The organism is Acinetobacter sp. MF4640, assembly GCF_002018895.1.
Lineage (GTDB): Bacteria > Pseudomonadota > Gammaproteobacteria > Pseudomonadales > Moraxellaceae > Acinetobacter > Acinetobacter johnsonii.
In genome coordinates, this window is the sequence record NZ_MVOM01000110.1 from 1 (window position 1) to 2,484 (window position 2,484).

Consider the following 2,484-nt stretch of genomic DNA (forward strand, 5'->3'; position numbering starts at 1 on the left):
CACCCAACATTCCAAATACTTGGGCATCAGCCTTTAAAATTCGATAAATAGGTAATTGCTTCATTCGATCTTGCCCTTTTTGATTGCGGATTCAATCGACTTCATAAACGCCTTGTTAAATTCAGCTGTTACTGCCTCAATGTTCTGAGCTAATGCTGGTCTTAAAAATGGAACTGGCGGTGAAGTTGAGGTACCGAACTCAATAAAGCGCCAGTAAAAAGTATCGCCGCCCGGGTTCTTGCTACTTCCGTCGGTGGTGTATTGCTTACCAGCGCGCCCCTTACGAATATTATCCTTAGTATTGGCATAGTTTTTTGCACCACCAAGAACGCCTACTCGCATGCGAACGGTATTTATATCGCGGCTTTTACCATTACGAATCACTAAGTTTTCTTGAATGCTTTCTCGCGTATCAGGATCATCAATTCGTGAAGCTCCAACCTTGGCAGCAAAGAGCACTAGTTGCATAGCTTTACGTGCAGCGGATCGAGCACGGCGGTTAACAGCTTTACCATCTGTCAAAGTTTGGAGTTTCTTAGAAAGCTCATCCATGCCCTCAATCTTAAATTCTATCGGCATTTTAATTCCTAATAAAAAGCCGCCTTTTGGCGGCTTTTTCTAAATTAACTTTTGCAGAAAATCATTCAATTCATCCTGAGTATGAAACGAAATAGTTTTTAATTCCGAACCAAAATGTAAAACTAAATCAATAGGAACTTCTCTTGAAGTTATCAAAGTTGACGTATTCTCAATAAAAGTTATTAATTCAGTATTGAAATAGATTTCAGTACCATTATGAGACGTGAATTTTACAAACATAATCTTTATTCTTCATAATTATTAAAATCTAATAATTACATAAATTTAGATAATTTCAACTCTATTTCTCTACACCGTGACTGAGCATCAAAGTGCAGTAGATTTTGCCATTTTCAGTATCGGGTAAAGGTTCACCCGTGATGCTATAAATTTTTCCATCGTAAACAACACGCATGGTTGTATCGATATCGGATCGCTTACGGATCTTACAGCGCGCAACAATTTCGGAATTATTGGCCTGAGCAACCAATGTGTCTTTGACTGAAAGCCATGTGACCTTCGCCCAAAGCGTTGCATGTGTGGACCATACTGGATCTAAGATGTTGCCATCGTCATCACGTGGTGAAGTTAACTTTTCAATGCGGACGCGGTGGCAGAGTTCGCTTGCTCTCATGGATCACCTACTGTCTTTTTGGTGGCGGCTTTAATTCACCATTTTTATTCACAATGTGGCAAGGTTGATAACCACCACCCATACGGACATTTTTACAAGCCCAACACTGACACCCCATTATCTTTTTAAGCCATTTCATACATCACCTATATAGCTGTCGGTTTACGATATGGATAAAGTAATGACTGCACAGGCATAGGTAAGAAATTGCCGTTCACAGGTGCATCACCTTCAGCATTTCGAAATTGATCCCAATAACCAATCAACAGTAATGCTGCCTGTTTAATAGCAGCGGGATAATCAGCTTCAAAAGTGTCTGTGATGTAATTCTTAATGACAGACTCAGCTGCAGCAATGTATCCATTTAAAGAAGTGTCATTACTGTCATCGTCGTACCGCAAATGGTGTTTTACTTCCTCTAAATCAACGATACTCATGTTTCTCCCCATTTTTTCTGAGCTAGCTTGAAGTTTTCGTAATTAAACTCTCCGATATGTGATTTTTCACAATGCCATAATGAGCCCTTGTAAGTCACATAACACCCATTCTCATACTTATTTTCAGTCCTAAAAATCCCTTTATATAGGGATTTCTCGCTACTATTTTCAGGTAAATCAGGTGGTTTCTGATCAGTCTTAGTGGTTGAACTAGTATTAAAAGGATCCTCCCGCTGATCACGCTTAGAAAGTGCTTCCAGCGAAAAGTTTTGCTGTTGCATGTAAACCGTATCACCACCTACAATCGGCAATAGCCCAACCTCCACACGCGCCTCATTAGGCGTTAGGATTGCCGCGCCTACACCTTCTTTTAAGCGTGCCATTTGTGATGTTGAGTCCATACGGATAAGCACATTAATATCTAAAAATGCTTCCAAACCACTATCTTTAAGCCCTAGTCCGTCATCAAGTAAGTTTTCACGTGCTTCTATCGGGCTTTGTAAACAATCTGAATAGTAAATTTCATTCAGATCTGAAATTTTAACCGTAGGTGTGGGTCCTAAGCCGACCTTAAACAATGGAACATGAAAGACAGAGCAAATAATCTCAGCTGTCATTTTTAACTGCTCAATGAGTTGAGAATCTGCCGCACTTACTGTAATGGTTTGGAAAGTCACCCCATCACCAAGTACTGCAGTACCCCCAAGATTTGCACCTGAATAATTTGCATTCCACTGCTTACGAAGTTCCGCAGCCTTCTCATTAGTGATAGATCCTGGTGTAGTCAAAACACCTGAAGGACGACTGTTATTACGAAAAAGGTTACGAGAGTTT

Annotated in this window: 4 protein-coding genes; all 4 read right to left on the reverse strand. The window is 40.2% G+C overall.

From position 1 onward, the window contains the following. Positions 1 to 60: 60 nt before the first annotated feature. A complete protein-coding gene (locus tag MF4640_RS18515) occupies positions 61 to 579 on the reverse strand; it encodes an HK97-gp10 family putative phage morphogenesis protein (RefSeq protein ID WP_078390482.1) in 519 nt (172 codons plus the stop codon). A 301-nt stretch (positions 580 to 880) separates the two neighbouring features. After that, the gene (locus MF4640_RS18525) at positions 881 to 1,213 is read right to left on the reverse strand and encodes a phage head closure protein (RefSeq protein ID WP_078390484.1); all 333 of its coding nucleotides are present in this window, start codon (positions 1,211 to 1,213) and stop codon (positions 881 to 883) included. Positions 1,214 to 1,359: 146 nt separating this feature from the next. Beyond that, positions 1,360 to 1,650, reverse strand: coding sequence for a head-tail connector protein (locus MF4640_RS18530; protein ID WP_004694108.1), 291 nt, complete (start codon positions 1,648 to 1,650; stop codon positions 1,360 to 1,362). Next, on the reverse strand, positions 1,647 to 2,484 hold an 838-nt coding region (locus MF4640_RS18535; protein ID WP_078390485.1), incomplete at its 5' end, for a phage portal protein. The genes MF4640_RS18535 and MF4640_RS18530, both read right to left, overlap by 4 nt.